The following is a 25,213-nucleotide window of genomic DNA, read 5'->3' as shown; positions in this document are numbered from 1 at the left end:
CGCCGCCGACACCAGAAGGCGACCCTCCCGCACTCTCAGCACCTGGGCAACGTCCGGAACCAGACGAACCGGCTCGTTGATCGCGCACATGAGAGCACGAGTATGAGCAGGTAGCCGCTTACTGTCCCTCCCAGGCCCTGAGTTCGGCCTCGGGTAGCTCGTCGAAGAAACTGTCGGGGAGCCGGTAACCGCCGAACCCGAGCTCGCGTTCACCGTCAGCAGCCGGAACCAGCCGTGCGACAGTTCGCGACCCGCGGGCGATGTTAATGGTGGAACCGCGTCGGCGAGACTCATCACAGGTGCCCGCGAAAGAGGCTCGACGCCTCAGCTGGGATCGCCCTACCCCCACAGCAGCAGCCCGTCGGCCAGCAGGCTGCGGGCACCGGTGACCATGCGGGCAGTCGTCTCCGCGGCGTCGGCGTCGGTCAGCGCCGCCACGGCGGTGGCGATCTGCCCCACGCTGAGCTCGCCGTCGGCCACCTCCACCAGCGCGGCCAGCGCCGTGTCCGCCTGCACCGTGCGGGCGAATCCGCCGCCCTGCCGCAGCAGGATGAGGCTGGGCTCGCTGTCCCCGGGGCGCAGGTGGCGCTCCTCGGTGACGTCGGGCGCGACGACGGGGCGCAGCGCCGCCACCTCGGCGTCGCTCATGCCGGCCAAGCGGCTGCGCGATGCCACCGACGCCGCCACATGTGGTCCGAGCGGTCCCGTCGGCTGGGTGCCGACCTCCTCCAGCACCCGCCAGGGCGCACGGCCCCCGGCGTCTGCCTCATCCGGCCGGTGCAGCACCACGTAGCCGAAGCCGACGGCCTCCACCCTCCGGGCGGCGAAGTCGTCGATCCATGCCCCCAGGGCGGCCTCGAAGCCGACGCGGTCGCGCTCGGGGGTGGTGCCGCCGTCGCGCAGCCACATGGTGGCGTACTCGACCGGGTCCTGTACTTCCCGCTGAACAACCCAGGCGTCGACGCCGTCCTGCAGCCAGCCGCGCACGCGCTCGCGCCAGTCCTGCCCGCCCTGGTGCTCCCAGTTACCGAGCATCACGACGACGCCACCTGGATTCAGGTGCGTTCCGAGGGCCGGCAGAAGCACGGGCAGTACGGGGCCGCCGGCGTCGCGGTACTCCATCAGTGGCAGCCCCGCCTCACGCACTGCGGGCGGGGTGATGACGAAGGGCGGGTTAGTGGCGATCAGGTCGAAGCCCCGCCCTGCCACCGGTTCGAGGAAGGAGCCGCGCCGCAGCTCCAGCCGCCCGGGATCAATGCCCGCCAGGGCGGCATTGAAGGCGGTGAAGGCCAGTGCCCGCGCGGAGATGTCGGTGGCAACGACGTGCTCGGCGTGCCGCAGCAGGTACAGGGTCTGGATGCCGCAGCCGCAGCCGAGGTCCAGGGCGGCGCTCACGGGTGTGCGCGGGGTGAGGGAGGCCAGGGTGAGGCCGGCTCCTCCGATGCCCAGGACGTGGTCGGGGGCGAGCTGCCCCTGAGACACCAGCTCCCCCAGGTCGGAGGCCACCCACCAGCGCACTTCGCCGACGTCGTCGCGCGCCTCGTGGGGGCGCAGGTCGACGGCGGCCTGCACTCGCTCCCCCGGTGCGGCCTCTCCGGCGCCCGCAGCCGACGCCCCTGCGGACCACGCACCATCCCGAGCGACGACGACGAGTCCCATGGCCTTGGCCCCGGCGGTCCGGGTGCGGGGCAGGGCGGCGTCCAGCTCCGCCGCGTACACGGTTTCCCCGAGCATGAACAGGGCGGTGAGCACGGCGACGGGGTCCGCACCGTTTCCCTCCCGGGTGTCGGCGCGGTGCGTTCCGAGTACCTTTTGCACGCGTCGCAGGGCGGGATAGCGCTGTTCTCGGCGCAGGGCGGCGTCGGCGGCGGGGCCGAGCAGGCGGGCGACGGCGTCGACGCCCCAGCCGGAGTCGACCAGGTCGGCACGCAGGGCGGCCGCCTGCGCCGCCGTGGCCACGGGGGGCGGGATGGGGGAGGGCTCCTGCGGCACGGGAGTGCCTGCGGCGGGCAGGTCTGTTGCGGCGTCGGTCATGGAGGCGACCGTACCGCCGTGCCTCGTCCCGGCGTCCGCCTCCGGCTGTCCGCGGGTCACCCGCCGAGCATGTCCATGCCGACGCTCATCACCACCGGGACGATGCCCAGGATGATGAATGCGGGCAGGAAGCAGGTTCCCAGTGGCAGGACCAGCCGGACGGCCAGGCGTTCGGCGGCCTCCGCATCGGCCGCCTGGCGTCCTGCCCGCAGTGAGGCGGCGGTGCCGGCGAGCAGGGGTGCGGGTGACGCGCCGTCCTCCCATCCCGGGCGCAGGCAGGACTCCAGGCGGGAGTGCCTCCGGTTCGTTTCCCGGCTCCGCCACCGCCTCGGGAGCACGTCGACCCGTCCGGCGCCCTTCCGTCCAGTACCACTGCGGGCACCGCCATGGGCATCGTCCTCGCCGCGCCCGGTGCGCCAGGCCTCCTCCCAGCCGGCTCCGAGCAGTAGTGCCCGCCCGACGACGTTCAGCTCCTCGTCATCCAGCGCCGTCCCCAGCGCCCGAAGTGTCCCGGGTACTGACGCCCCGGCCGCGAGCGCCGCCCCGGCCAGGTCGAGTACCAGCGCCTCGTCGACTTCGTCGTTGTCGGCGGCGGCCGCCGCCACAAGGCGCGTGGTCAGCCAGTGGCCCACCGCCATGAGTACCAGGCCGACGAGCCCCAGGGCGCTGCCCAATCCGCCGTCGAGCAGCATCTGCCCGGGGTGCGCCCCGACGGCGGAGCCCAGCAGCAGCCCCACCGGTGGCAGGAGGGCGAGCAGTCGCGCGGTTGAGCGGGGCCCGGACAGGGCGGTGCGGCGGGAGTCATCGGCGTGCCCGGACTCCGCCACTCCCCCGGCGACCGCCTCCAGCACGCCGGCGAGCGGGGCGCCCAGCGCCGTGGTCAGGCGGCAGGCGGCGACGGCGCCGGGCACGGCTGCGGCGGTCAGCCGACGGCGGGCGTTACGGCGGGCGCGGCGCCCCGGCAGCGGCGGCCGCCAGTGCCACTGGCCATCCCATCGGTGGGGCAGCCAGCCGTGGGGAGGTTCCCGGGCCAGCGCGAGGAGAGCGGGCGGCACGCCGTCGTCGTCGGGCTGGGTTCCCTCGTGTATGCCTGCGCGTTCCAGCGTGCGCGCCCAGGCGCGCTGCGGGGTGGCGCCGGCGCGCAGGAGGGCGGCGACCTCCGTGAGCACCAGGCCCAGGTCGACGTCATCCGTCCGGGTGTGGGAGGGGCGGGCCAGGTGGCCGGCGTGGTGGGCGCCGAGGGCGGCGGGAGGCTCGCGGCGGGCCGGCAGGAGGATCACGGCTGCGGCGAGCGCCACCAGCAGGCCGGCCAGTATCTGTGCGCCGGTCATGTCCTGCTCCTGTGTGCGCCGTTGTGCCTGCGCGGCGCTCCGGTGCGGCGCAGGTCGCCGCCTTCCCTGGCCGCCTCGGGCCTGGTCTCCCCCGGGTCGAGGCCCAGGGCTGCGGCCATGGGGCCGTCCCCTACCCGTTCGGCCAGGCGGTCCGCCCCGGGGCCGGGGTGCACTGCGCCGTCGGCGTCGACGACCAGCGCGTCCCGGCAGCGCATCCGCGCGCCGTCCCGCTCGAGGACGCCGATCGCGGTGACCCGGCGCAGCGTGGTCGTGCCCGGGCGGGGCAGGCGGCGCAGGTGGACGACGGCGTCGAGGGCGCTTACGGCCTGGGCGGCTACCGCCCCCTCGTTCAGGCCGGCGAGGGCTCCCAGCGCGGTCAGGCGGGCGGGGACGTCGGCGGGCGAGTTGGCGTGCAGTGTGGCCCAGCCGCCCTCGTGGCCGGTGTTGAGGGCGGTCAGCACGTCGCGGACCTCGGGGCCGCGGCACTCGCCGAGCACGATCCGGTCCGGGCGCATGCGCAGGGCGGTGCGCACCAGGGTGGTCATGGGGACGGCGCCGACGCCCTGGACGTTGTCCCCGCGTTCTTGGAGGTGGATGACGTGGGGGTGGTCGGGACGCAGCTCACTGGCTTCCTCGATGCACACGATCCGCTCATCGGCGGGGACCAGGCCCAGCAGGGCTGCGAGCAAAGTGGTCTTGCCGGTGCCGGTGGCGCCGGTGACCAGGCAGTTGGCGCGGCATTCCACGAGCGCAGTCAGGACGGCGTCCAGCCCGGGTGAGATGGTGCCTGCGGCGACCAGCTCGGCGATGGTGAAGGCCCGACGCCGTTTGGTGCGCAGGCAGATCAGGGTGCCGTCGGCGCTCAGCGGCGGGAGGACGGCGTTCAGACGGGTGCCGTCGGGCAGGGTGACGTCCACGATGGGGCTGGCGTCGTCCAGGCGGCGGCCGCAGGCGGCGGCCATGCGGACGGCCAGCGCCCGCGCCTCCGCCTCCTCCAGCCCGGCATCGGGGACCGGTTCGAGGCCGCGTCCGCGGTCAATCCAGGTGCGGCCGGCCCCGACGAGTACGTCGGTGACGCCGTCGAGCTGGAGCAGTGGCTGCAGGACGGGACCGGCGCCGGCGACGTCGGCACGCACGTGCCGGGTGAGCCGGGCCAGGCCGCCCGCGCCGGTGGTCGGGGCGGCGCCGGAGCCGAGGGCGACGTCGAGGCTGGCCCCACGGGCGAGGGCACCGCGGACCCGGAACAACTCCTCCGCCCCGGTCGGGCCAGTCGCTGCCCGGTCGGCGCGGGCCGGGACGGCTGTCATGACGCCTCCTTAAGGAGGTCGGCGCCGTCGGCCAGTAGGCGGTCGACGACGGCGCGCGCCTGGCTGCGCAGGGCGCCGCGCCCGCGGGTCGGATCGTCACCGCGGGCGATGCGCTGCACCACGGCGCGTTCGTGCGGCAGGATCGCGATGATCTCCGTGCGGGTCATGAGGGCGAGCTCGTCGGGGGTCACGTCCTCACCGGTTTTCCGCACCACCGTGTACACCTTCAATGGCGCGGCCGCGCTCGGGCCGACGCCGTCGGCGGCATCGGTGTCCGCGGCGACGATTCCTGCGGGGCCGGCGGGCGGTGGTCCCAGGCGCCGGGGCGTTTTCAGACGGGCGCTGAGCGCCTCTGCGGCCACCGCCGACCGCAGGTCGAGTCCGGAGGTGAGCAGGACCGTGGCATCGGCGGGCGGGGTGGCGCCGCGGGGAAGGTCGAGCATGACGAAGTCGTGCTCTGCGCGCAGGGCGTCCACTGCGGCTCGTATTTGCTGGGGGCCGCGGGCGCCGCCGCGGCCGTCTCCGGTGAGCACGGGCATGCCGAGCCAGGCCGGCAGGGCGGTGACGAGTTTCTCCGGGCGGAAGGCGGGCTCGTCGGCGGGCAGGTCGGCCCAGCGCAGGCCGGGCAGTACGCCTTCGCCCATGAGCAGTCCCAGGCCGCCGGCGGGGTCGGCGTCGACGATGGCCACACGGTTGCCCAGGGCGTGGCAGGCGCGGGCCACGTGGAGGAGGAAGGTGCTGGCGCCGAGCCCGCCGCGGGCGCCGGTGACGGCGACGATGCGTGCCTGCGGCGGATGCTGTACGGCCAGGAGGAGGGCGATGAGGTGATCGGCGCCGTCCGGCTCGCAGCAGCGGTGCAGGTCGCCGAGGACGATCCCCGGCTCCGTGGGCGGGGTGGGCCGCCCCTCCGGCGTCACCAGTACGACGCCCGCCACCTCCGGTTCGCCGAGCAGCGCGCGTGCCGCCTGGGCGGGGTGTTCGCGGGGGCCGACGGTGAGCGGCGCCAGGCCGGTGCAGGCCTGCACGACATCCGCCGGAAAGTCCTCCGGTATGGCGGCCGGCCCGGTGGTGACCGCCCGGGCACCGCCGGGGTCCGCGTCGGAGGCGGCTAGGAGCACCCGCACATTGGGGGCGAGTGGTGCGGTGGTGGTGTCCATGTGTCTCTCCTCGAAGTCCCCGGCCTGTGGCGCGGTGCCCGGGCGGTCCCGACCAGGGTGCCTCTTTGGACGCGCTGCCCGCTCAGCGCCTGTGGATGGCTGTGCCGTTGGCTGCTTCCAACTGTGCCTGTGGAAAACGGAGGGACGGCGGCGCGGTTTGTGGCCGGCCTCAGCGCGGCCCGGTCGTTCCGGCCTGGACTGACCGGCAGATGCTTTGCGCCTCCTGGATGCCGACGAGGATCGCCTCGGCCTGCCACACGATCCAGGCGATCACGCCGTCGGGCTGGCCGGAGGCGTAGGCCGCCGCCGCCTCGGCGTAGGCGCCGGGCGCGCGAGCGGCGTACTGGTCTGTGACCGCGACGCCGGTGGGCTCCAGGCCGTCGCGGGTGCTCAGGTGGCGCACCAGTAGTCGGCCGACGGCGGCGTTGCCGGCGGTGAAGGGGCGAGCCGTGAGCATTTCCGCGTGGATTATGGCGGCGCGTGCGAGTGCGGGGGCGCCGGGGGCGTCGATGAGTTCAAGGAGGGCGTCGATGCGGGCCTTAAGCGCCCCGGCGTCGGGGGGCGCTCCGGGGCCGCCCTCGATCGGCTCCGCACCCGGGCGGCGGGGGGTGGCGACGGCGTCCAGGGGAATCCGGCCGGCGGCGGCCAGTGGCCCTGCGACGTCGCGGTGGAGGGTTGCCAGCAGGGTGCGGGGGCTCGGCTGGGCGGGACGGGCCTGGCCGCGCAGGTCGGGCATCCACTCGGTCAGTCGCACGCCGGCACGCCAAAGGCCTGCGGCGGCGTCGAGGGAGGGGTCGCCGGTGGCGGCACGGTTCAGGATGCGGTTCGCTACGGCGTCGCGCAGGACGGCGGCGGGCACGACCGCGCCCTCGACGGCGGCGGAGGCGACGGCGCCCCGGATGGCGGCCTCGGCGCGGGCCTCCCGCCAGCGACGGCGCAGGGCCTCGTGCCAGCGCAGCTCAGCGGAGGCTTCGCGCAGCGCGTCCTCGGCGCGCTTGACCCGGGGGTCGGCGCAGAGAGCCTCCAGTGCCTGAACGGCAGGGCTGGGGCGGGCCGGGCGCACAACACGGCCGGGGCGGGCCGGGCGCGCAACAGGGCTGGGGCGGGCCGGGCGCGCAACAGGGCCGGGGCGGGCCGGGCGCGCAACAGGGCCGGGGCGGGCGTCGGCTGACGGGGAGGTGGCGCTGCACGGACGGGCGGCGTCATCCGCGTCGTGCCCCCGTTCGGGCCGTCCTTTGGGGGGCGGGCCGATCGACACTCCCATGCTGATCACGGGGGTCACTGTATGCGTGTGGGAGGAGCCCACCACAAGCCGAGGCACTTGCGGCTCCGTCACTAACAACCATTGTTTGTGTGATGCGCCACAAGGAGTGTCAAGTCCTGTGCGCAGGTGTAGCGGGTCCAGCGTCGACCTAGAACAGGCGTGGCAGGCGATCAAGCGGGCAGGTGCCCGAAGCTTCCGTCCAGGATGGGGCCCGCGAGTGCCCGCAAGACCGCGCAGCTTTCAGGGAAGCGACCGGCGTCTTCTGCTGCCATAAGTCCGGTACTGTGCGAGACATGGCCAGTGAACGAGCTGCTCACGCGATACCGACCCAGGCCGACCGCAGCGGCGCCGCCGCGCCGATGGCGCGCACTCGCCCCCGCCCCGATTCCCCGCCCGTTTACTCGGCGGGATCCGACAAGGTGCTGGCCGCCGGCACCCGTGAATGGGGCGTCGACGACGTCCTGGACGCCGTCTTCTTCGCCGTCGCCGCGCTGGCCACGCTCTGGCTGGCATGGCTGCTGCTCGGTTCGGGCACCCACCTGAGCCCGGGGGCGATAGTCAACATCGTGCTGTTCTGGGCGGTGCTGTCCTATCTGGCGCTGCCCCGCCTGCATCAGATACTCACCTGGCTGTACGTGCCCGACTACTTCATCGGCCGCACCCGTACCGCCGACGGTCTGCTGGGCGACCCGGTCAACCTCGCCGTGCTCGGCGACGAGGAGGACATCCATACCGCAATGACGAAGGCCGGCTGGGTGCGCGCCGACCCCATCACGCTGCGCTCTTCCTGGGGGATCGTAGTCTCCTCGCTGCTGCGCCGCTCCTACCCGGCCGCGCCGGTCTCCGACCTGCTGCTGTTCGGGCGCAAGCAGGATTTCGCCTACCAGAAGGAGGTCGAGGGGAACCCGGCCCAACGCCACCACATCCGTTTCTGGCGCGTACCCGAGGGCTGGGTCATGCCGGGTGGACGCCGAGTGGACTGGTTGGCCGGCGCGACCTACGACCGCTCCGTGGGGCTGTCCACCCTCACCTTCCAGGTGACGCACAAGATCGACGCCGATATCGACGTTGAACGCGACTACGTGGTCGACGACGTCCGTTGGGCCAACGACTCGGCCTCGTTGGAGATATGGCCGGATTTCTTCACCGCCTACCACCATCGCAATGGCGGTGGCGACCGGATCGTCACCGACGGCGACCTGCACGTGCTGCATGTCGGCTCTGCACCAACTTCTAAGCGTGAGGATGCGGCGCTGGAACAGGCTCACCGCACGGAGGCCGAGGTGCGCCGTCGGCGACCCTCGGAGCTGATCGTGGCCATGGTGCTGGTGGTGTCGCTTCTTTGCGCCAATACGCTGAGGCTGTTCGGCGGAGACTCCATTGACGTGCTCGCTAGCGAAGTGGAAGGGGGCGGCGTCGCCGACACCCATCGACTGGTCGTGGCGACGGCGACGGCAACCACCGCGGTTATGACAGCACTGATCCTGGGGCTGGCGGCGGCGGTCTGGCTCGGGCATCCCCGTGCCCGCATCGCCCTGATGGTGGTGTTGGGCCTGAGCATCGGCTCTGTCATGACCGAGATCTCCGGCGTCGGGATTCGCCAGGCGGGTTGGGGTCTGATCGCCGCGGCGGCACTGGGAGTGCTGGCGCTGCTGGCGATGACGGCCAGACCCATTCCCCGCTGGGAGCGGGCGCGCAAGGCCGAACGGCTACGGGCACGGGCCGAATGAACCCCAAATGAACCGCCGGGCGCAGGACCGACGACGAAACGCGCACGGGCAAGCAGGATGTTTTCCGGCTCTTCCGGTTTGTGGGTGTGGTGGTTGGGGTCGGGGCTGCGGTGGGGGTGGTTGTTGTCGGGTTGGCGAGGTCGTTGTCGGTGGGTGGTGCTGGCTTGCGCTGATTCGTCGGGGCCGCTGGGATCATCTGGGCGCTGGACTGGGGCTGCCGCCATTGACGGCGCGCGGCAGCGGTCTTGGTGCCCTACTCGACAGGCCCCGGGCGCAGACATGAGCGCTCGGGGTGCGGGCCTGGCGTGTCTGCCCGCGCGCACCGGATGACGGTTCGGCACTTCGCCTGACGGTTCGGCACTTCGCGTGACGGTTCGGCACTTGGCACCAACGATTCGGCACTTCTGACGACGCTACGTACCCCTACCGTACGAACCGTCGCACGACGGTACGAATCGTCGACCAGAACATACGAACCCTCACGCGAAGGTACGAACCGTCGCGTCAACACACAAACCCCCAGCCCAACACACCCTCAAACCGGAAGAGCCCGATAACCCGTGTCCTCGCGGGGCAAACGGGCCACGCTCCAGGCACCAAGAGCCACGAGAGGGGCCGGCCGACGGTAAACAGTCAGCCGGCCCCTATGCACTCGCCCTTCTCGTGACGGTAGGACCGCTAGGCGATAGTTGTGGTCGCTTCCGCTACTTCGCGACAAACACCTCCCTTCCGTTCTCGGTGGTCTTCTCAGCCTTGATGGTTCCGGTGATCTCATCGCCCGTGACCGTGAGCACACCGTCGGCGTAGCTGTGCGGCGCGTTGATCAAGGGGATGTACAGCGATTCCCTGTCAGCACCGGTGAAGGTCGGCACTCCCAGCACCTGAAGATTCTGACCGTCGCCATTGAGCACCATGATGGTGGTGGTCAGTACCACCTTGTCCTTGTAGACGAAAGAACTGGCGTAACCGATCTCATCCAACTTGGGCAGGTGCAGGTAGGCCACCGAGGTGTCCGCCTCCGCGTCGTCGATCTTCTTGATGTCCGGCGCAACGTACTGGTCGGCCTCCTTGATCGCCTCGTCAACCTGACCACCGACCTCGGGGTCCACCTCCTCTGGAACGGGGGCGACGTCCTCCAAGAGCATCTCCGTGAGTGTCTTGCCACTGGCGTAGAACCCGTTCTTCCAGTCGGGCTTGATCGCGTCCAACAGCACCCCGGTGATGAATCCGAATACATAGGACTCCACGTCAACCGATACATCCAGCGGCTCCTCCTTCAGCAGCGCCGCCTGCCGGGTCTGAAGCTGCTCAGGGGACTGATTCTCCTGGATGGACAGCGCCATGTACTCCACGTACCGGGCGATGCCCTCGGCGATGTCGTAGTGGTGGATGTCCTCGGCCTCGCCCGCGAACTCCGACTTCCACGTGTCCATCCAGTAGCGGGCGTGCCCCAGGTGCTCGGACCGCTTGTCCGCATCCATTGCCGCCTGGCGCAAGCGGTGCAGCATCATGCGCCGCAGGGTGCGGGGTCGCGCCTGGTACGGGTAGGGGGTGTCCCTGCTGCTGGAGGCGGTCACATTGATCTCGCCCTGATAGTAGAAGTGGACCAGTTCGTGGGTCATGAGCGCGAAGGCGTAGGTGGCCGGATCCTTCAGATCCGCGACGGGCTCCGAGGCGCCGGTTGCGGTCACGGACGGCGTGGAGTTCATACCCGCGGCGGCCCCACCGCCCTCTCTGTTGCTAACCCCCACCGTGGCTGCCTGACCGAGGTTGAGGGTGATGGACGGCTGGTCCTCGAAGGTGATCTTGCCGTAGGAGGTGGGCACCTCAATGCTCGCGTACTCGTCGGCCTTGAGTTCCCGTTGACCGTCAACCGAGATTGCCCACGCGCGTATTGCCTTGAACTGTTCGTCGACCTGCATGGCCACGATCCGATGCCTGGTGTAATCGACCCCCGGCCACACCTGCCCCATAAGCGGCCAGACACGGGTCACCCAGGCGGACACCCCCTCTACCACGGTCTCGTACTGCTCATCGGACAGCGACGGCGCACCGGCCAGACTGCCGAGCGGGTCCTGCGCTCCCGCGGGGGGCTCGGGGGTTGGCGATGTGGACGCCGGGCTCTTGCCCTGCGAGTCATTGCCGCCCGCGCAGGCCGCCAATGGCAGCAGGAGCGCGGCCCCGATAGCCGCTACGGCGGAGCGGCGCGTGAGCGAGAAGGAGGTTGGAGCGGACTCAGTCATCAGATGCTTCACTTTCAACGGTCGGTTCAACTTCTATGGCTTGCTCTGCGTTGAGTACTGGCGGGCAGGGTCCTGACAACGGGCCCCGCCCTACCCAGGCTCAGTAGTACTGCTCAATCTCCTCCTTGCAGGTCAAGTCCTTCTCCGGCAGTTCACCGCGCAGCAGGTAGGCGTCGATCACGTTGTCCACGCAGTCGCCCTTGCGCTGGTAGGCGCCGTGCCCGTTGCCCTCCACGGTCAGCAGGCGGGCAGAGTCCAGCTGGGAGGCCAGGTCCTTGGCCCACTGGTACGGGGTGGCCGGGTCACCGGTAATGCCGACGACGAGGATCGGTGCCGCACCCGTGGCACGGATCTCGCCCGGCTGGTGGTCGGTGTGGTGGCCCCAGCCCTTGCAGAACGCGTCGGGGTAGCCCAGCCCGGTGCCGAGCGTGGGCGCCACCTCCTGGATTCTGGCCGCCTGCTCATCCCACTTGGACTTGTCGCCACGAACCGGGTAGTCGAGGCAGTCGATGGCGCTGATGGCGTTCTCATTGGCCGCATCGCGGGCCTCCTTCTCAGCCAGCTCCTGCGGGTCCGTCTCCTCATCCACCAGTGACGGATTGGTCAGCACGGCGAGGGCTGTACCGTCATTGTTCTTGATCGCCTGGCTGAGCGCCGCGGTCAGAAGGTCCCATGCACTGTTGTCATACATCATGTCGATCAGGGTCTTCGTGAGCGTCGCCCCGTCTACGGAGTCGCCCAGAGTGGACGGCAGCGGCGTGGTGTTGGCCTTCTCAATGAGTTGCCTGATCTGCTCGACGCCGGAGTCGACATCACCGGTCAGCGGGCAGTCCTCCCCCGCCTGGCAGTGCTCGACATAGGCTCGCAGGCTCTTCTCAATCGACTCGGCCTGCTGGACGATGTTCTCAGCGTTCTCCTGTGCGGGATTCTGTGCGCTGTCCAGCACCATGCGACCCACGTTCGCAGGGAACATCTCCGCGTAGCGGGCCCCCAGGTAGGTGCCATAAGAAGTACCCAGGTAGTGCAGGCGCGCATCACCCGATAGCGCCCGCAGCACATCCATGTCACGCGCCACCGAGGCGGTGTCCATATGGTCGATCAGATCGGGCTCAGGCGAGTACTGCTTGCACCTGGCGGCCAGTTCGGCCGCAGTCTGCTCGGTGCTCTCGGCAGTCTCCTCCTCAAAGTCAACCGGTGTGGAGTCCTGCTGCGGATCGGCGGCATCATTGTCCTGCTGCTGGTTGGTGGCTCCGGAACTCTTCTGCTGCAATGTGGCCTCGGCCACCTCGCTCATCTCCTGCGGGCTGAGGCAGGTCAGGGGCGTGGACTGCCCCACACCGCGCGGGTCGAAGCCGAGGATGTCGTAGCCCGCTCGCAGTGCGTCGGAGAAGACGCCCTCCTGCGAGACGTACTCCAGGCCGGATCCGCCAGGCCCGCCGGGATTGGTCAGCAACGTGCCGATCGGCTCACCCGAGGTGGAGGGGAGCTTCTTCAGCGCCAGGTCGATAGTCTTGCCGGAGGGGTTTGCATAGTCCAGCGGCACCTTGACCGTGGCGCACTGGAAGGAGGCATCATCCGCACAGTCCTTCCAGCCGACCTTCTGCTGGTAGAAACCCGCCAGGCCTGCGGGCACCGGTGGCATGCTCGACGCATCCACCGGGATGGCGGTTGTAGTACCACTCGACGCCGTCGGCCCGCTGCGGTAGTCGCTGACTGCAGTACATGCAGACAAGGCGAGGCATGCAACTGCCGCTACTGCGACCGGAGCGACACCCTTGTCGTGAATCATTTTCAGTCTCATAACCTGGAATCTAGTCGCCCCACACCTCATGCGAATCCCCCCGCCAGCCGACGCCACCTCCACGCCCCATCGTCCCGCGGGAGGAGGGGGCATCCTCCCCACCATCCACCCCGGCCACCGCCCGACGCCGATCGTCTAATATCGAACTGTGACGCAAGACAACCCCTCCCCCGCGACGCCATCGCTGGGGCGAGCCGTCCCCACGCCGTCAGCACCCGCCCCCGGCCTCGACGAGACCCGCCCGGAGCCGCGCTCCCGCCGCGGCGACTACCTGCTGACAGCCGCGATCGGCGCGGTTTTGGCACCGAGCACGCTCGCACTGACGGGAATGACCGCGCAGGCGGCCGCTGCGGGCAACCTGCCCCGCATCGCCGGGTTCGCCCTGCTCACCCTCGCAGTATCTGCGCTGGCCCAGTGGGTATTCGCCGCACGCTCCTCACTGGGCGGCCTGGTCGGGGGACTCGTCGCGCTCGCAGCGCAGACGGTGATACTGCTGAGCCCGGGACGCGCCGACGCCGCCCCCTTCACCTGGGCACGCTCCCTGATACCCACCGGAGCGGTGCTGATAGTCGCGGCGCTGCTACTGGGCGGATCCTGGGGAATGCGACGGGCCCGGAGCGCCGGGCGCGCGGACGCACGCCTGTCCATCAGGCTCGGCGAGCAGGACAAGACGCCGGGCGTGACCCCGGCGGCCCCGCCATCACGACGCCGGGACCACGTCCTGTCCCTCCCGATCACCATCGTCGCCGCGGGAAGTGCCCTCGCCCTGATCGCGGCCGGGTACGCCCGCCTGGTGTCCCCGGGTACACCCCTTAGCGGCGGACTGCTCGGATCCGCGGCGGCACTCATCCTCCTGCTGCTGGGGACGGCCTTCACCGGCCGCTCCACGCTGGGGGCCCGCACCACCGGCACGATGCTCGTCCTGCTTTCACTGCCCGGACTGCTGACGCACATTTGGCCACACCTGCCCGGGCACGCCCTGCTGCTGCGCCTGCTCCCCGACGACCCGACCGGGGTGAGCCTCCTGCTGGCGGGCACCGTGCTGGTGACCGTCGGCTGGGGCGCGCACCTGGCCCGGCGGGAGGGGCGCATACGGGAGCTCACGGAGTTGCGCTCCCGGGAGACGCCGACGCCCCCGCACGGCCTGCCCCGAGCCTGATCCGGTAGCCGCCCGCCGCCGAAAACTCGGCCGCCGGCCCCACCGCCCGCCGGCCCCATTCGTCCTGGATCTACTTATTGCCAAGACCCGGCACGCCTCCCCACGCCCACAGGCGAGGCCGTTACCGTGAGCGCAGAAGGAGGTTCAGATGAGCACCGACAACACCGCCGCCCGCGAGCCCGAGGACCACCCCGCAGCGACCGACGGGGCCGAGTCCACCGCCTGGGAACTCGCATCCGCACCGGCCCAGGCCGAGGCCTCAGACGCCTCCCCGGGCGACTCCCCCAGCGCATCGGCCACAGCCCCGACCCCCGCACCGGAGGCCCCCACAGTCTCCCCCGCACCTCCTGCACCCCCCGCACCGGACCCCGTCCCGGTGCCGGATGCCGACGAGGCCGCCACAGCGCACTCCGACTCCGACACGCCCGAGCCGCACCCCCCTGCCCCTCGCTCGGAGGACGACGTCCTGCTGGAGGGCTCCAGCGTCGTCGGCCACCCGAAGTCCCGTGCCGCCGCCCACTGGGCCGGCGTGCTGGTCTGGCTCATCGCACTGCCCCTGGCCTGGTACCTCCTCCACGACGCCGCCGCCACCGCGGTGGACGGCGCCGCCCCGCTGCGCTTCGCCGTAACCGTGCGCGCACTCCTGGAGCTGGGAGCCGGAGCCGCAGCGCTCGCGATCGCGCTGTGGACCGCCGGACGCTCCAGCCTGGGGTCCTTCGTGGTCGGCGCCGTGTCAGTTGTGGCCGGGCTGCCGTTCCTGGTGGCGCCCGCAGCAATGAATAACGCCGTCGGGCCACTCCTGGACCGGCTGACCGCGCACTCGGACCTGGGCGCCGCACTGTCCTCCTACTGGTGGGCCGACGCCGTAAGCGGCAAGTTCGTCGCCTTCGGACTGTTCATGATCATGGTCGGAGTGGTCTCGCACCAGGCACGCCGCGCAGGCCGCCGCGAGCAGGAGATCATCGACCGAGTGCGCCGCGCCTGATCCTCAGGGGTGAAGGTTCCACGGCCCGCGGCACCCCCTCGCCCCCAATCTCATTGGGGAGCCGGTCCGGCGCCCGCCCCGTCCCTGCCTCTAACCTGGGCCGGTGCCCGACCCCGTCACCCCCTCCCCCGTCCCGCCGTCGTCCGCGCGGGCGCAGCCATCCATGACCACCGCGCGCGACGCCGCCCGGGACGCCGTGCCGATCATGATCGGGTACATCACGCTCGGCCTGGCGGCCGGGCTGCTGCTGGTGGCGCACGGCCTGGCCTGGTGGTGGGCGCCCCTGTGGAGCGTGGTCATCTACTCGGGGACCATGCAGATGCTGCTGGTGCCGCTGGCCGCCGCCGGCCAGCCCCTGGCCGCGATCGCCGCCTCCACCCTGTTCGTGTCCGGCCGCCACGTCTTCTACGGGCTCGGCTTCCCACTGGACCGGGTCCGGGGCCGCCCGGCCACGCGCCTGTACGCGATTCACGCCATCACCGACGAGGTCTACGCCCTGCTGGCCTCACGGGACCGCAAGGCCATGAGCGGGCGCTACATCGTCACCGTGGAGGCCCTGAGCCATTCGGCCTGGATCACCGGGACGACGGCGGGCGCACTCGCAGGCACCGGCCTGGCAGCGCTCATCGGCGAGCGCGTAGAACTGCTCGGCTTCGTCCTGACGGCGCTGTTCGTGATCCTCGCCATCGAGAACTGGAAGGCCCACCCGGACCTGGCCGTGCTGCTCAGCGGATTCGTGGCGGGCGCCGTCGGGCTGGCGGTGGGCGGTTCAGCGGCCCTGCTCAGCGCGCTGGGAGCCCTCGCAGCGGCCCTCGTCGCACTGTATGCGTGGCGGCGGCACGCCGGCATCGCGGATGGGGGCGCGCGCTGATGCTCACCGACTCGCAGCTGGCACTGGCCGTCGTGGTGGTCGCCGCCATCACCTTCGCCTGCCGCATCGCCCCCTTCGCGCTGCTGCGCGGACGCGACCGGATGCCGCTGGTGGAGTTCCTCGGCGACGCCATGCCCCTGGGGGTGATGATCGTGCTGGTGGCCTACACGCTCGACGGCGTCTCCACCGCCCCCGCCACCTGGCTGCCCGCGCTGGCCGGCATCGGCACCACCGCGGGACTGCACCTGTGGCGCCGGACCATGGCCCTGTCACTAATCGGCGGCACCGCCGTCTACGTGGCCGCCTCACTCCTGATGACCTGACGCCCCCGCCTCCCGGCCGACGGGACTTGCACCTCGCCCGGGGGGGCGACAGTCCGCGTGCTCATCGCGGTCTTGCCAGTAGGCTGCCTGTGTGCAAGCACCCGTGACTCGCCCCGGACCCTGGACCCACCGCCACGTCACCGCCGGCGGTACCCGCTTCCACGTCGTGCTGGCGGGTCCGGAGGCGCCGCTGAACGCTCTCCCCGATGCCGCCCCAGCCGCAGCCGGTCCCGCCGGCGACGACGCCACGCCGGCCGGACCGCTGGTCCTCCTGCTGCACGGCTTCCCCGAGTGCTGGTGGACCTGGCGGCACATCATCCCGACCCTGGCGGACGCCGGCTACCGGGTCGCCGCACTCGACCTGCGCGGCTTCGGCGGCTCGGACCGTCCCCCGTCGGGGTACGACCTGGTCACCCTGGCCCGGGACGTCGCCGCCGTGGTACGGGCGCTGGGCCACGATCACGCCGTCGTCGTCGGCGCAGGACTCGGCGGGCAGGTCGGCTGGACACTGGCCAATCTGGAGCCGGAGCTCACGGCCGGGCTGGTGCCCGTCGGCGCACCGCACCCGCTGGCGGTGCGATCACTGCCCATGCGCTCCATCATGGGCTCCAAGGTGCAGCACCTGTTCTTCAAGGCCCCGCTCCTCCCGGAACGCAGCCTGCGGACGACGGCGGGCGTCGAGCGCCTGCTGGCATCCTGGGCGGCCCCCGCCACGCGCCCGCTGGTCACCGAGGGCGCCGAGTACTACGCCGCCTTGATGGCGCGCCCCGGCGCGGCCCGCTCCGCCCTGGAGAACCCGCGCCGCTCCACACTCACCCGCGCCGAGACGACAACGCTCAACCTGCCCACGACGGTGCCCGTCATGTCCGTGCAGGGCGAGTTCGACCCGGTTCAGCCGGCCCGGGCGCACGCCCGCGACACCCACCACGTGGCGGGCGCGCTGCAGCAGGTGACCATCCACGGCGTCGGGCACTTCCCGCAGGAGGAGGCGCCCGAGGCGCTCGCGGACGTGCTGCTGCCCTTCCTCGCCCAGCTCACCACACCACCCAGGCAGGACCAGGCGGAGGCCGCGCCTCCGGCACGATCCCGGCAGAGCGCCCGCAGGCCTCGCCGGGCGTCATTCACACGCCGACCCGGGGGCACAGCCCGGCGGCGTTCAGGGCGCACGCCTCGCAGCGGGGGACGCGGGCCCGGCAGACCCTTCTCCCGTGCATGATGAGACGGTGACAGCCGTCGGTCCAGCGCATCGGTTCCCACAGGCAGGACAGGTCCCGCTCGACGGCCACCGGATCCTGCGCCGTCGTCCAGCCCAGGCGCCGCGACAGACGACCAACGTGCGTGTCCACGGTGATCGCCGGCACGCCGAAGGCATTGCCGAGCACAACATTGGCGGTCTTGCGCCCCACCCCGGGAAGGGCGACCAGTGCATCCCGCCGTGCCGGCACCGCACCGCCGTGCTCTGCCACCAGGTCTGAGCCCAGGGCGATCAGCCTGGCGGCGCGGGTGCGCTGCATGCCCAGCGGCCGCAGTCTCTCCTCCAGGTCCGCCCGTTCGGCGGCCGCCAGCGCGGCAGCATCCGGGTAGCGGGCGAACAGGCCCGGGGTGATGGTGTTGACGCGCGCGTCGGTGGTCTGCGCCGACAGGACCGTGGCCACCAGCAGCTGGAACGGGGTGTCATGATCCAGGGTGCAGCCGGCATCCGGATACAGGCGCGCGAGTTCGTCGTCGACGGCCGCGGCCCGCTGCGCGGCCGCGGCGGGGTCCTCGATGATGGCCCCGCAGTCCGGCATACCCGGCTCGTGAGCAGTTTGACCTGGCACACAGTCAGACTACAATGCACGTCGGCGTGCCACAGGTCACAAGCCATGGCTAGGATATGACGTAAGAGGCCCCGCTCCATTCCCGGGCCCGCCAGACGACACCACAGGAGGACCTTCGTGGAAGACAGCATCATCTCCAGAATTCCGCTCTTCGAGGGCATGACTCCGGAGGAGCGGGAGGAACTGCGCAACATGATGACGCAGACCACCCTGCGCCGCGGCGAGATCCTCTTCAATGAGGGAGACCCCGGCGACCGCCTCTACATTCTGCTCTCCGGCAAGATCAAGCTCGGCCACGCCTCGGCCGACGGGCGGGAGAACCTCCTGGCAGTGCTAGGCCCCGGCGAGGTAGTCGGTGAGCTGACGCTCTTCGACCCGGGCCCGCGGTCCACCACGGCCACCGCGGTCGCCCCCACCGACCTGCTGGCGCTCGAGCACACCCAGCTCATGAGCTTCATCGAGACGCACCCGACCCTGGCCAAGGACATGCTGCGCGCACTGGCGCAGCGACTGCGCCGCACCAACACGGCGCTGGCGGACCTGGTCTTCTCCGACGTGCCCGGCCGCGTCGCCAAGGCCCTGCTGGACCTCGCGGACCGCTTCGGCTCATCCACGGAGGACGGCGTGCACGTCCCGCACGACCTCACGCAGGAGGAGCTCGCCCAGCTGGTCGGCGCCTCCCGCGAGACGGTCAACAAGTCGCTGGCCGAGTTCGTATCCCGCGGCTGGATCCGCCTGGAGGGCCGCGCCGTCACCCTGCTCGACGTCGACCGCCTGCGTCGACGCGCCCGCTGACGGCCGCGGCTGAGCAGCCGCATCCCGCCTTCCCACAGGCGCGAACGCCGAAGCCGACACCACGTAGGTGTCGGCTTCGGCGTTCGTGCCTCCCAGCCTGTGTCGAGCCCGCCCTGTGCGGAGCCCTCAGGCCAGCGGACGCTTGAGGTAGGCGACCAGGTTGTCCGAGCCGGACGGACCGGGAACCACCTGCACGAGCTCCCAGCCGTCAGCGCCCCACTGATCGAGGATCTGCTTGGTGGCGTGGACGAGCAGGGGGATGGTCGCGTACTCCCACCGGGTCATGCCCGGGGCGTTACTGCTTGATTCACTCATGCCCAGAGCCTATGGGCCCGCGCCCCGCGGAGTAAGCCCACCGGGGACCTTGGCGGCAAGATCACCCGCATCGGCGAAGAGCCGCCCTCCACGCGCGAGTCACACCTGGAGGACGCCGAGGACTCGGCACACCCCGGCCGCCGTCGGCAGCAGGCTCAGCGCACGCGGGCGAGAATGCGAGGCGCCCGGCGGGCGTGGATCTCGGCGACGAGCTCGTCATCCTCGCGGCGCAGCCACTCGCTCCAGTCGGTCACCTCGGGGAACCGCCGCAGCAGGGCCCGCCGCTCACGCTCCGTGAGCCCTCCCCACACGCCGAAGCTGAGCTCGGAGTCCAGCGCCTCCGCCAGGCACTCCATCCGCACCGGGCAGGTGAAGCACAGCGAACGGGCGTCGCGCTGCTCGGCACCTTTTCCGAAGAGCCGGTCCGGCGGGACGCTTGCACACGCCGCACGGGCCGCCCAGGTCTGGTCGCTCGTCATTTCTCACTCCCCTGCCTCAACAGCCAACTACAATGTCAGCCGCATCACACCTAGACGGTATGCCAACCGATGGTCATTTGCCAAATCGGTCTCTCTCACCGGTCTCAGCCGACGGCGAATGCCCCTCCCCGCACCACCTGACACGCGCTCGGCCAGGCCGCACGCACCGCGGCGGTACACCTGGCCCGTAGACGCGCCCGGCCAGGCCGCACGGCGGCGCGCCTGGACCAGCCATCGCACCTGACGCCGCACCGGACGCCGGCGCCTCCTAGGTGTTTTCCAGCCGGATAGCGTCGTGGCCCACTGCGCCGGGAGGGCATTTGGCCGTAGTGTGGGCACATGTCGAAGTCTTCCTCCCGCGGCAGGTCGCTATCCTCCCCCGCCCAGGTCGTGGCGATGCTGCTGGTGTTCCTGCTCCTGTCCGGCGCGGGCGGGGTGCTCGCGGCCGGATTCGCTATGCCCGCGGTCGGGGTCGCCTCCGCCGTCACCAAGGCCTCGGCCCAGATGTTCGACGAGCTCCCCGAAGACTTCAACATCCTCGAGCCCAGCCAGGTGTCGGTCATCAAGGCCTCCGACGGCACCCAGATCGCCCAGTTCTATGCCGAGAACCGCATCGTCGTCTCCCTGGATGACATCTCCCAGAACATGCAGAACGCCATCGTGGCCGTGGAGGACCAGCGCTTCTACCAGCACAAGGGCGTAGACCCCACGGGCATCGTCCGGGCGGTCGTCTCCAACGCCAGCGGTGGCTCCCAGGGCGCCTCCACCCTCACGCAGCAGTACGTCCGCAACATCCTCATTGAGGCGGGCCTGCAGAACGACGACGACGCCGCGGTGGCGGCCGCGCAGGCACGTACTGCCACCCGCAAGTTGCGTGAGATCAAGTACGCGCTCACCGTCGAGCAGAAGTACTCCAAGCAGCAGATCCTCGAGGGCTACCTCAACATCGCCTCCTTCGGCCCCTCCACCTACGGCGTGGAGGCTTCCGCACAGCACTACTTCTCCCACTCCGCCAAGGACCTGTCGGTACCCGAGGCCGCACTGCTGGCCGGCCTGACCAACGCCCCCGGCATGTACGACCCCGTCCAGTACCCGGACAGCGCGAAGCAGCGGATGGACTGGGTACTGCAGAAGATGTACGAGGAGGAGTTCATCACCGCCGAGGAGTACCAGGCCGCCAAGGACACCCAGATCGCGGACCTGCTGAAGGTAACCGACTCGGTGGGGGGCTGCGGGGCCGCCGGCTCGGCCGCCTACTTCTGCGAATACGTGGTCGGTGAGATCGAGAACTCCGACATCTACGGCACCTCCCCGACCGAGCGGCGCAAGCTCCTGCTGCGCGGCGGCCTGGAGATCACCACCACGCTGGACACCACCAAGCAGGCTGCCGCAGACGCCACGATCCAGGCCTACGTGCCCACCGGCGACCCCTCCAACGTCAAGTCCGCGCTGGTGTCGGTCGAGCCGGGCACCGGCCGGATCGTGGCCATGGCCCAGAACACCAACTACGGCGATGCCACCGGTTCCGATCCCACCGCCACCCAGATCTCCTACTCGGCGGACTACCTGCACGGAGGCATGGAGGCCAACGGCTTCCAGCCGGGATCGGCCTTCAAGACCTTCGCCCTGGCCCAGTGGTACCAGGAGGGGCGCTCCGGCTACACGGTCACCAACACCACGCCGCGCACCTTCGGCTCCTATGAGTGGAACATCTCCTGCGAGCCCGACCTCCACCCCGAGCCCTGGGCGCCGGAGAACGCCAATCCCGGTGAGAACGGCCGCCATTCGGTGGTGGACAACACCGCCCTGTCGATCAACGTGGGCTACGCGGAGATGCTGGCGCAGATGGACGTGTGCTCCGTGACCCAGCTGGCGGCCGATATGGGCGTGACCAAGGCCGATGGCGACCCGGTGGACCCGTACCCGTCGGTAGTGCTGGGCGGCACCGAGACCACGCCGTTGGCCATGGCCAACGCCTACGCGACCTTCGCCGCCCACGGCGTGTACTGCACGCCCGTCGCCATCGACTCGATCACCGATGCCGACGGCAATGAGATGAGCACGCCGTCGGCCGGCTGCAAGCAGGTCATGAGCTCGACTGCGGCCGACCAGGTGACCATCACGCTTCAGTCGGTGATGACCAGCAAGGGCACCGGCACGGCGGCCGCCCTGAGTGGCCGCCCGGCGGCCGGGAAGACTGGCACCACCGACAGGATGGACAACGCCTGGTTCGTCGGCTACACCCCGCAGCTGGCCACCGCCATCTGGGCCGGGCACTCCGACGGCTACTACGCGATGAACCAGCAGTACATCGGCGGGCGCTACTACGCCACCATGTACGGCGCCGACATGCCCGCACCCATGTTCAAGTCCTACATGGACGCCGCCCTGGCCGGCGAGCCCGTCGAGGGCTTCAACCAGGTGAGCCTCGGCTCCGGTGCGCCGAGCTCCTCCAACAACAACTCCGGTGACTCCGCGCAGACGCATCAGACGTCGGCGGACAGTCGGCAGAACCAGCAGGACGGCAGCGCAGACGACTCGCGCGACGACGCGGACCACAACACCAATGACGACGCCGATGACGAGGACTGAAATGCCCCCGGCACGCACCGCCCTGCTCGGTGCCCTGACCGTCGGCGTCGGCCTGCTCGGGTATGCGGTGATTGAGGCGCGCATGCCGGTGCTGCGTCGCATTGACGTGCCCGTGCTGGCCTCCGGCGAGCGCCCGCTGACGATCCTGCACCTGGCCGACCTGCACCTGACCGACCGCACCGAAGCCCGCGTGGAATGGGTGCGGAGGCTCGCAGACACCCACCCCGACGTCGTCGTCAATACGGGCGATAACCTCTCCTTCGCCAGCGGACTGGAGCCACTCGCACGGGCCCTGGAGCCGTTCCTGCATCTGCCCGGGGCGTTCGTCATGGGCGATCACGACTACCGCAGCACCGTGTTCAAGCTACCCACCCGCTACCTGCGCCGGGATCCGCGCTCCGGGGACGACCCCGAGCAGGAGGCCGCCGTCGAGGAGCTCCCCTGGCGGGAGGTGCGCGACCTGCAGGCCGGCGGCGGCTGGACCGATCTCACCAACAGGCGGGGCACGCTCACGGTCGGCGACCGCCGTATCGGCATGGTCGGTGTGGACGACCCGCACGTGGACCGGGATGTCTTCCCCGCGCCGGCCCCGGCGGTCGACGACGACGCGGTGCGCGACCGTGCCGGCCGCGCCCTGCGGCTCGGGCTGATGCACGCCCCCTACCGGCGCGTGCTGGACGCCATGGCGGGCGACGGTGTCGGGCTCGCATTTGCCGGGCACACCCATGGCGGGCAGTTGTGTCTGCCCGGGTATGGCGCCCTGGTGACCAACTGCGACCTCAACCGGGGCCGCGCCTCGGGCCTGTCCCGCTGGCCGGACACCCGCCCCGGGGAGCGGGACGCCGACCGCATGTTCCTGCACGTGTCCGCCGGCCTGGGCACCAGCCCGTACACGCCTGTCCGTGTGGCGTGCCGTCCGGAGGCGACGCTCCTGACGCTGCGGCCCGCAGACTGAGACCGGCTCCGCCGACACGGCAGCCGACTTGCCCGATCGGCCGAACCGGGCGCCCGCCGGCCTCAGCGCGCCGCACGTGGAGAACCCTGGGCCGCCTGACGGCCTTGGCGGAAGCTGCTGGACCGTTGTACCGCCGCTCTTGCCACTCCGCCGCGCAACAGGTGACCTACCCCTCAGGGACACGATTTCCCACACCGCGGGAACGACGGTTATAGTCATCTCGCACACGGGGTGTGGCGCAGTTTGGTAGCGCGCTTCGTTCGGGACGAAGAGGTCGTGGGTTCAAATCCCGCCACCCCGACGACGAGGACGCCCGCGAGCTTGCTCGTGAGGCGTCTGAGGAGGAAGGGGCAACAGGCCGCCAGGCCGAATACCCCGACGACGAGGACGCCCGCGAGCTTGCTCGTGAGGCGTCTGAGGAGGAAGGGGCAACAAGGCCGCCAGGCCGAATACCCCGACAATATGAAGGTCCATGAGTTCGCTCATGGACCTTCTTGGTGTACGAGGCGAGGGGCGCCGACCTGTCCGCCTGCAACAGCCCGCCGCTGGCGCCGAAGCCCGTGCACGTCGGCACACAGTCTCCGGCACCCGTTGGACCGCTTACGCCCCGTTGGACCGCTTACGCCCCGATGGACCGCTTACGCCCCGATGGACCGCTGTAACCAGCGGCTACGGCGGTCCAACGGGAGAACAGGGGTCCAACGGGAGAACAGGGGTCCAACGGGGGCACAGGGGTCCAACGGGGGAACGGCGGTCCAACCGGCAGGCTCAACGGCCACGCACTTCGAAACGAGCCGCCCCGTTTGTGGCGCGGTCTTGGCGTCCGCGGCGGGCGTACCCGCGCCGAGTGCCTGCGCACGTGTACTACTCTGGTAGCGACGTCGGGCCGCGACGGGCCCCGGGCTCCAACATAAGCCGCCGCGAGCGGCCATCGCGCCGACTGGCGCTCTCCGGCCCGGCGTCCCAACACCCTGTTCTCCACGTCGCCGCAGTCGGCTCCCCGCAGCCAGGGCGACAGGTGAGTCAGCGTCCCTCAGACAGCATTGGACGCTGCTTCTCAATGGCAACGGCGCGGATCTTGCCGCGCGGCCGACGCGCCATGTGGACCACCATGATCTCCCCCGTCTTCAGCCACGGATCCTGGTCCGGCACCGAGCGCAGGAGCTTGCCGGGCGCGTAATCAGAGATGGCCTCCATGACGCTGGGAAGCACCGGGCGGTGAGTACACACGGCGACCGGTACGTCGCGGCGCCGCAGCACCTTGGAGACCACCTTGCGGGCCGCCTTCGGCTTGGCCGCATGGGCGGACTCCGTCAGCGCCGGCTCGGTCACCAGCTCCAGGCCCGCCGCCCGCGTGTACGGGGCGACCGTGTCGTAGCAGCGCCGCCACGGGCTGGTGATCACCTGGGCGACGCCGTAGGCGGCCAGCACCGGCACCAGTGCGCGAGCGCGTACCTCCCCCTGGTCCTTGGTCAGCGGGCGTGTGGCCTCATCCGTCTCCGCATCCCTCTCCTTGGGGCGGTTCCACACCGAGCGCTTGACGGCACGGGCGTGGCGCACCAGTACGAAGGTCCAGGTGTCGAGCTTGCCGTCCTCCCACAGGTCCACCAGGGATCCCAGCAGGTCACGGTCAGCCGGGTGAGTGAGCAGCGTGCGGGCCTTCTTCGAACGCACCCACTCGACGTCGTCGATCTCCGCCGCGTCGGCCGGGGCCACCGGAATGCGGGCACGCAGGGCCGGTGAGTCGTCCGGCAGCTCGCGGGCCGCCCAGTACCGGACCTCCTTGCGTGCGCCGTCGGGCAGGCGGTAGCGGACCGTGTCCAGAGGCTGCCCCAAGGCAACCTGAATACCAGTCTCCTCAGCGATCTCTCGCACCGCGCAGGTACGCACCGACTCCCCCGGCTCCACCTTGCCCTTGGGGAAGGACCAGTCGTCGTAGCGGGGACGATGCACCAGGAGGACCTCCAGGTGGCCGTTCGCCTCCCGCCACACCAGGGCGCCGGCAGCCCGAACGGTGGGCTTAGCGTTGGACTTGTCTGCCATCTCCGTTGC

General features: G+C 70.9%; 20 protein-coding genes and 1 tRNA gene. 10 read left to right on the top strand and 11 right to left on the bottom strand.

Annotation, left to right across the window (positions count from 1 at the left end; all coding sequences use genetic code 11):
- Positions 1–339 precede the first annotated feature (339 nt).
- The 5 genes from E4J16_RS01740 to E4J16_RS01720 form a co-directional block, all read right to left on the bottom strand.
- Positions 340–2,034 (bottom strand): N5-glutamine methyltransferase family protein, encoded by a 1,695-nt coding sequence (locus E4J16_RS01740; protein WP_136314541.1) that lies wholly within the window; start codon positions 2,032–2,034, stop codon positions 340–342.
- Positions 2,035–2,090: 56 nt separating this feature from the next.
- Positions 2,091–3,365, bottom strand: a complete 1,275-nt coding sequence (locus E4J16_RS01735; protein ID WP_136313078.1) for a hypothetical protein — start codon at positions 3,363–3,365, stop codon at positions 2,091–2,093.
- A complete protein-coding gene (locus tag E4J16_RS01730; RefSeq protein ID WP_136313077.1) occupies positions 3,362–4,672 on the bottom strand; it encodes a TadA family conjugal transfer-associated ATPase in 1,311 nt (436 codons plus the stop codon). Before E4J16_RS01730 ends, E4J16_RS01735 begins: the two co-directional genes overlap by 4 nt.
- On the bottom strand, positions 4,669–5,829 hold the full coding sequence (locus E4J16_RS01725) for a cellulose synthase operon protein YhjQ/BcsQ (protein ID WP_136313076.1): 1,161 nt from the start codon (positions 5,827–5,829) through the stop codon (positions 4,669–4,671). Before E4J16_RS01725 ends, E4J16_RS01730 begins: the two co-directional genes overlap by 4 nt.
- A gap of 169 nt (positions 5,830–5,998) precedes the next feature.
- On the bottom strand, positions 5,999–7,093 hold the full coding sequence (locus E4J16_RS01720) for a Fic family protein (protein WP_136314540.1): 1,095 nt from the start codon (positions 7,091–7,093) through the stop codon (positions 5,999–6,001).
- Between the two features lie 359 nt (positions 7,094–7,452).
- On the opposite strand from E4J16_RS01720, the gene E4J16_RS01715 reads away from it, so the two are divergent.
- On the top strand, positions 7,453–8,823 hold the full coding sequence (locus E4J16_RS01715) for an LssY C-terminal domain-containing protein (RefSeq protein ID WP_136314539.1): 1,371 nt from the start codon (positions 7,453–7,455) through the stop codon (positions 8,821–8,823).
- A gap of 704 nt (positions 8,824–9,527) precedes the next feature.
- Here E4J16_RS01715 and E4J16_RS01710 read toward each other — a convergent pair.
- Complete coding sequence (locus E4J16_RS01710) at positions 9,528–11,066, bottom strand: hypothetical protein (RefSeq protein WP_136313075.1); 1,539 nt, start codon at positions 11,064–11,066, stop codon at positions 9,528–9,530.
- A gap of 100 nt (positions 11,067–11,166) precedes the next feature.
- Positions 11,167–12,708: an alpha/beta hydrolase gene (locus tag E4J16_RS01705; RefSeq protein WP_240038220.1), complete on the bottom strand. Its 1,542-nt coding sequence runs from the start codon at positions 12,706–12,708 to the stop codon at positions 11,167–11,169.
- 307 nt (positions 12,709–13,015) lie between these two features.
- Here E4J16_RS01705 and E4J16_RS01700 point away from each other — a divergent pair, with 307 nt between their 5' ends.
- From E4J16_RS01700 to E4J16_RS01675, 5 genes are all read left to right on the top strand, one after another.
- Entirely contained in the window at positions 13,016–14,026 is a 1,011-nt protein-coding gene (locus tag E4J16_RS01700) for a hypothetical protein (protein WP_240038219.1), read from the top strand.
- 148 nt (positions 14,027–14,174) lie between these two features.
- Positions 14,175–15,011, top strand: a complete 837-nt coding sequence (locus E4J16_RS15520; RefSeq protein WP_240038218.1) for a hypothetical protein — start codon at positions 14,175–14,177, stop codon at positions 15,009–15,011.
- 163 nt (positions 15,012–15,174) lie between these two features.
- Positions 15,175–15,882, top strand: a complete 708-nt coding sequence (locus tag E4J16_RS01685; protein WP_136314537.1) for an AzlC family ABC transporter permease — start codon at positions 15,175–15,177, stop codon at positions 15,880–15,882.
- The gene (locus E4J16_RS01680) at positions 15,882–16,205 is read left to right on the top strand and encodes a branched-chain amino acid transporter permease (protein ID WP_136313074.1); all 324 of its coding nucleotides are present in this window, start codon (positions 15,882–15,884) and stop codon (positions 16,203–16,205) included. The genes E4J16_RS01685 and E4J16_RS01680 overlap by 1 nt, the downstream gene beginning before the upstream one ends.
- A 91-nt stretch (positions 16,206–16,296) precedes the next feature.
- Entirely contained in the window at positions 16,297–17,421 is a 1,125-nt protein-coding gene (locus E4J16_RS01675; protein WP_136192943.1) for an alpha/beta fold hydrolase, read from the top strand.
- Here E4J16_RS01675 and nth read toward each other — a convergent pair.
- Positions 17,327–17,995, bottom strand: coding sequence for an endonuclease III (gene nth / locus E4J16_RS01670; protein ID WP_136314536.1), 669 nt, complete (start codon positions 17,993–17,995; stop codon positions 17,327–17,329). The genes E4J16_RS01675 and nth overlap by 95 nt on opposite strands.
- A 147-nt stretch (positions 17,996–18,142) precedes the next feature.
- Here nth and E4J16_RS01665 point away from each other — a divergent pair, with 147 nt between their 5' ends.
- Complete coding sequence (locus E4J16_RS01665) at positions 18,143–18,820, top strand: Crp/Fnr family transcriptional regulator (protein ID WP_136192944.1); 678 nt, start codon at positions 18,143–18,145, stop codon at positions 18,818–18,820.
- A gap of 126 nt (positions 18,821–18,946) precedes the next feature.
- Here E4J16_RS01665 and E4J16_RS01660 read toward each other — a convergent pair whose 3' ends face one another.
- Positions 18,947–19,105 carry a Sp36 family protein gene (locus E4J16_RS01660; RefSeq protein ID WP_136193117.1) on the bottom strand — a complete coding sequence of 53 codons (159 nt, stop codon included), beginning with the start codon at positions 19,103–19,105 and terminating at the stop codon, positions 18,947–18,949.
- Positions 19,106–19,290: 185 nt separating this feature from the next.
- Complete coding sequence (locus E4J16_RS01655) at positions 19,291–19,614, bottom strand: WhiB family transcriptional regulator (RefSeq protein ID WP_092534064.1); 324 nt, start codon at positions 19,612–19,614, stop codon at positions 19,291–19,293.
- A 339-nt stretch (positions 19,615–19,953) separates the two neighbouring features.
- On the opposite strand from E4J16_RS01655, the gene E4J16_RS01650 reads away from it, so the two are divergent.
- The 3 genes from E4J16_RS01650 (at position 19,954) to E4J16_RS01640 (ending at position 23,462) form a co-directional block, all read left to right on the top strand.
- A complete protein-coding gene (locus tag E4J16_RS01650) occupies positions 19,954–22,206 on the top strand; it encodes a transglycosylase domain-containing protein (RefSeq protein ID WP_136313073.1) in 2,253 nt (750 codons plus the stop codon).
- The gene (locus E4J16_RS01645; RefSeq protein ID WP_396027340.1) at positions 22,193–23,161 is read left to right on the top strand and encodes a metallophosphoesterase; all 969 of its coding nucleotides are present in this window, start codon (positions 22,193–22,195) and stop codon (positions 23,159–23,161) included. Before E4J16_RS01650 ends, E4J16_RS01645 begins: the two co-directional genes overlap by 14 nt.
- 227 nt (positions 23,162–23,388) lie before the next feature.
- A tRNA-Pro gene (locus E4J16_RS01640) sits at positions 23,389–23,462 on the top strand.
- Positions 23,463–24,184: 722 nt separating this feature from the next.
- On the opposite strand, the gene E4J16_RS01635 is transcribed toward E4J16_RS01640, so the two are convergent.
- Positions 24,185–25,204 (bottom strand): NUDIX hydrolase, encoded by a 1,020-nt coding sequence (locus E4J16_RS01635; RefSeq protein ID WP_136313072.1) that lies wholly within the window; start codon positions 25,202–25,204, stop codon positions 24,185–24,187.
- Between the last annotated feature and the right edge of the window lie 9 nt (positions 25,205–25,213).

The organism is Actinomyces procaprae (assembly GCF_004798665.1).
GTDB classification, from domain to species: Bacteria; Actinomycetota; Actinomycetes; order Actinomycetales; family Actinomycetaceae; genus Actinomyces; species Actinomyces procaprae.
Note: the sequence above shows the minus strand (reverse complement) of the source record. Positions and strands in the feature narration are given on the sequence as shown.